This is a genomic window from Alkalilimnicola ehrlichii, assembly GCF_003399765.1.
In the GTDB taxonomy this organism is placed as follows: Bacteria; Pseudomonadota; Gammaproteobacteria; order Nitrococcales; family AK92; genus AK92.
Genome location: NZ_NFZV01000059.1, coordinates 1 through 4,970, shown reverse-complemented (window position 1 = coordinate 4,970; position 4,970 = coordinate 1). Strand labels below are relative to the sequence as shown.

Annotated in this window: 3 protein-coding genes; 2 read left to right on the top strand and 1 reads right to left on the bottom strand. The window is 61.9% G+C overall.

The features are described from left to right. Positions 1 to 836, top strand: an 836-nt coding sequence (locus CAI21_RS22460; RefSeq protein ID WP_220349061.1) for a DUF2345 domain-containing protein, incomplete at its 5' end; no start/stop codon positions are given. A 6-nt stretch (positions 837 to 842) separates the two neighbouring features. Next, positions 843 to 4,079 (top strand): OmpA family protein, encoded by a 3,237-nt coding sequence (locus tag CAI21_RS22455; RefSeq protein ID WP_116304350.1) that lies wholly within the window; start codon positions 843 to 845, stop codon positions 4,077 to 4,079. 77 nt (positions 4,080 to 4,156) lie between these two features. Here the strand turns inward: CAI21_RS22455 and CAI21_RS22450 are convergent. Further along, positions 4,157 to 4,970: formylglycine-generating enzyme family protein (locus CAI21_RS22450; RefSeq protein ID WP_181919600.1), on the bottom strand; the 814-nt coding region annotated here is incomplete at its 5' end.

The following is a 4,970-nucleotide window of genomic DNA, read 5'->3' as shown; positions in this document are numbered from 1 at the left end:
CGGACGGCATGACCGTGCGCAGCCACAACGGCAACGTCACCATTCAAGCGGCCCGGAACATTCGCCTGACCGGCCGCGGCGGCGGCGATATCACCGTCGAGCAAAGCGGCGCCGGTTTTAGCGTCAAAGCCGACGGCACGGTGCGTCTGTTTGGCAACACCGTGACGCTCAAAGCCGATCAGGGTGTCACCTTCAACGGCCCGGTGAGCTACGAGGTGCCGGGCAGCAATCAGCCCGAGCGGGTGAGTGTGCCGAAGAGTAAGCCGGTGGTGGAAATTCCCGCCTTGGTGGACGAGCACGCCGCCAACGAGCTGTCGGGCCGGGTCGGCGACCCGCGCTGGGGCGTCAACCGGCCACGGGCCGGCACGCCGGTACCGCTTAGTTTCCGCTACAACGGCTGCACCCCGGGCAGCACGGCCGAGGTCGCCATCTACTGCCGCGAAGGCGAGGCGGTCGAGCACCTCGACACCCTCCGCGTCGACATCGAGCAGGCCGGCGGTGCGCAGGAGCTCACCTGGACGCCGTGTGCCGGCGCCACCCGCAGCCAACTCGAAACGGCGGAGAACGGCAAAGTCACGCCGATGGCGTTTTTCTTCGAGGTCACGCTCGAAGGCGAAACCAGCGGACCGTCCGACGTGCTGATGTTCACCAAGAATGTGCGCATCCAACTCAACGACACCGGCGAACACACCTTCCCCGACGGCGCCCGCACCACGCTGATCGCCGCCGACGGCACCCGCCACCGAGGCAGCATCCACAACGGCGAGCTACGCTTCAACGATGTCGTCGTCGGCCACTACAAAGTGTTCCTGGACCAATACAAGCATCAAGGTTAAATAAAAATGGGCGCGGAGAACAACGAGCTTCGGTGCATTTCCGAAGGCTGCCTGGATATCGGTACGGAGACCGAAACGGTCACGCTCACGGTCAACGACACACGCCGCGAAGCGTGCGAGCTGATCTTCCTCACGGGCGAACAGGCCATTATGCCGCTGACCGAGGCGCAGCTGGCCGACCTGGTAGAGTTCGAGGAGCACTACGACGACCTGATTAAAGCCATCGTGGAGGCCAACCGAAGCGGCGATCAGGCGCAGATCGAGGCGGCCAAGAACGCGCTTGCCCAAGCCCTCGAAGAGGAGGACGAACCGGAGCCCGCCGACGACGAGAACACGTCCCGAAAACCGGGCATGACCGGCAGCGGCGCGAAGTTTGTCGAGATCCGCCGCATCGGCGGCCGGAAGTGGTCCATCGTGCCGCGCCATGTCGTCAATGCGATCAAAGAAAACCCTGATAGCTATTTCCGTATCGCCGATCACATCGACAGCGAGGAGTTCAGCCCGGAAGACTCGCCCCTGTTCGACGGCTCCATCCGCAACGATAAGGGCGAACTCGACCGCGAGAAAATCCGCCAGCGTCTCACCAAAGTCTCGATCAAAATCAAAGATAAGTGGGATATCGTCGAACCCCAAAGCGAACAGATCTCCAGTAAGCACCTGCTCCGGGTCATGCCTGGCGGCGACTTGGGCCGGATCCTCATCGGCGACGACTGGCTGGACAGCTTCGATGCCTGGATTGCCGACCTCAACGAATCGGCCCAGTACAGCTACACCCAGTACGCCAGCCGGCGCGACGCCGCCGTCAAACGGCTCCAGAAAGACGATGACGACTACGACGAAGACGACGACTTCGGCTTCGCCAAGCGCGCCGTCGAGGACATCTGGGGCGACAGTACCGACGCCGACGATCAGGCGCTGGTAAGCGCCTTTGACGAACCGCCGCGCAACAGCCGCGGGCGGCAGCGCTTAGCCCGCCGCCTGGCCGAACACCCCGTGCCGCCGGCGCGCTTTGACTTCAGCGCCGACGCCCAGTTCATGCGCTACGCTTACGGCGCCAGCCTAGAGGGCGAGATCGATCTCAAAAACGGCCTCATCACCGGCCAAGCCAAAGCCGAACTCGACCTCGCCTTGGCCGAGGGCAAGGTGCAAGGCAACTGCTACCTGCCGCACGAAGACGGCTTTGATTTGCGCGTGCCGGTCAAGGTCACTCGTTATGAGCCGCGGTGGGAGCCGCTGGACAACGCCTTCAAACCGATCAGCGCCTTCGAGCCCGACAGCGCGTTTTTGACCCAAGCAGCGTTCGTCGATATCGCTAAGGCTATTTCGGTCTTAGAAATCCAGCGACTGATGAAGAGTGTGCCGGAAGGCATCGACAAACCCTCGGTGCGTATCCAAGTCATCGGCCACGGCGACCCCAGCGGCGATCCGGACTTCAAACAAAAGCTGAGCAAGCAGCGCGCGCAAGCCGTGCTCGGCTTCCTCAAGCGCGATATCCGCCTATGGTTTGACTTATGCGACCCGGAAAAATGGGGCGAACTCGCCTGGGGCAGGCGCGAGTTCGAGCGGATGCTCATAGAGGTCTGCGGACCCCGCCACAGCCTGGATTATCCGGGCTTGGTCGGACTATACCAAGGCTCCTTGCACACCTCCCCTCGCCCCCAGCGCTTTGCCATTGGGCATGGTAGTCGTGGCCGCGCCGTCAGTTACGTCCACGAACCTCCCGGCTATGCGGCAACAAGCCAAGCATTTGCCGAACGCGACATGGACCCCACGAGCATACGCCGGGACCGCTCCATCGGCCTCGCCGACCCGAACGCCATCGGCACACTCCTGTGGCTGCTCAACGATTACATGGCCCTCGGCGAGAGCTTCCGTTCCAGCAGCGGCGGCAACGAGTTCGGGCCACTGATTAGGCTGCCCAGCCTAAGCTTTCAGGATTTTCATGACGAAGCGTCCAAGGGACTCGGCATCTCGCGCCCCTTACCGCTCCCAAGCAACGGTGGTCCGGCGCCGGCGCATCACCGGGTGGAATTCGCCGCCTGTTATCTCAACACCGAAACCGAAGTCGAAGAGAACGACAGCCTCGACCTCGGCGACATGCGGCTTCAACTAAGCGCCCACCTCGGCGGTTACGTCGGTGCCAACTTGATCGGCTCGGCGAAAATTCACTTGGACACACGAGACGGCATCGTACACGCCACCGGGATCCGCACCGACAAGGGCAACCCGGACGGGGTACCGGAGCACAGCGCCGGCCCCCACGTCCCCGACAATGAGCTGGCCATTTCCGCCTTCGCCGGCGCTAAAGCCGATGCCGGCCTGAAAGGAGCCCTGGAATGGCGCAGCCCGGAGCCGGACGGGCCGACACGGGCCACGCTTGACGAGCCGGATACGACGCAGACGCCGAAGTTCGTGGAGCTGGGCAGCGTTGGGTATACCGTTACCGGGCTTGCGGGAGCCGGGCTGAATGGCAGTATCAAGATTGGATTTAACTATCAAACTAACCGCTTCGTCATCAAGGCCCAAGCCTCCGCCTGCCTCGGACTGGGCTTTGGCGGCGAGCTGGCGTTCGCCGTCAGTGCCAAGCATGTGTGGCAGTTCATCGTGCTGGTACGCAGCAAGCTACGGGAAGCCGACTTCAGTTTTGTCGACATTTTTGAAGACCACGACGTTTTCGATCTGTTCTCGGCCTGGCAGCTGGAATTGATTCAGCAGAGTTACTCAATCTTCAGACGCAACGTGCCGGCCGTCCGGCTTGCTCATGAGATTGGGAAACGAGGAATAGCTTTATTAGAGCATGCGGATGAGTTTCGCGAATCTTGGCTCGACACACAGATATCTGCAAAACAAGTCCATGAGTTGATCGATGCGATTGAAGCACAACCGTCCGTATTGAACTACTGTACGCCGGAAACGATTGGCCGAATGATTTACATGCTCATGAACACCGGCGACGGATGGAACTTCCGAGACGTACAACTCATTCCCAGCAGCAGCGGCATCCTGCAATACGGCCCCGGTCGGAACGAGCGCCGCGAGGCGGCCATCCTCTACCTCCTGCAAACCCTGGTCACCAGCAAGCGGGAGTACCAGGAGATTCTCGAGCACATCGGTCCAGTGACGCCGGGCGCGTCTGCAACGGAGAAAGCGAACCGGGCAGAGGCCAACCAGCAGCAAATCATGGACTTCCTCGACGGCCGCCAGAAACGTGAGTTCGTTAGTTGGCTGGAGGATTTTACCTAAGCACCGGCTTTAAGGGCCATTCCTGACCATCGCGCTGGCGCGTGTAGAGTACCGCGCCAGCGCCGCCTTCTGGGCAATCACTCTAGCGGGGCCGCCTCAATCGGGCTTGTTTGATTCACCACACAACGAATGCCACCGCCACCCCCGGTGTTCTCCGGCGGCATCGGGCGACGGCTAAAGGTCGTGTTATATTCCGCGGAGCCTAGCCAGCCTCCCCCACGTTGAACCTTCCGTTCTCCCGAATCAGGCCCTTGCGGATTGGTTTTCGGCTCTTCCGTGTAACGGCCGTACCAATCCAGTACCCACTCCGACTGATTGCCCGTCATACCGTACAACCCGAGCGGATTCGGGGGAAACGCTCGCGGCGGCGTTGCGCCCGACGGCGTATCCGGTCCGCGATAGTTCCGGCCCCGGTCGATGGTGCCGTCATCCGTCGCATACAGCACGTTCTGACCGCGACTCCGTGCGGCATACTCCCACTGCGCCTCGGTCGGTAGATCAAACGGTAGCCCCGTGAGTTCGCCTAACCAGTGGCAGTACGCGCGGGCGTCGTACCAATCCATGCCCCACGCGGGCCGGTTCGGACCCCGCGTTGGCATATGGAGCCTATTTGCCCGCACAAGCTCCCTGCCGGTGGACCGAGTAAAAAGGTCATACTCTTCGTGAACCACCTCATACGCTTGGATCGAATAACTGTCCAAGGTCACCTCATGCGCCGGAAGCGTGTCGCGAGCCCCCGCCCAGGGCCGATGGATTACCGTCCCGTCAGACAGCGTCCGCTCAAAGCCCACATCCCCCATCATGAACGTGCCGCCTTCGACGAACACCAGGCTCTCCAGCGTCCGGTCCACATGCGCCTGCAACTCCGGGCTTAGGTTCTCCGGGTCAATC

Bases quoted from the DNA above. Each gene is read 5' to 3' on its own strand.
- CAI21_RS22455 (WP_116304350.1), top strand. From the start codon at position 843: ATGGGCGCGGAGAACAACGAGCTTCGGTGCATTTCCGAAGGCTGCCTG.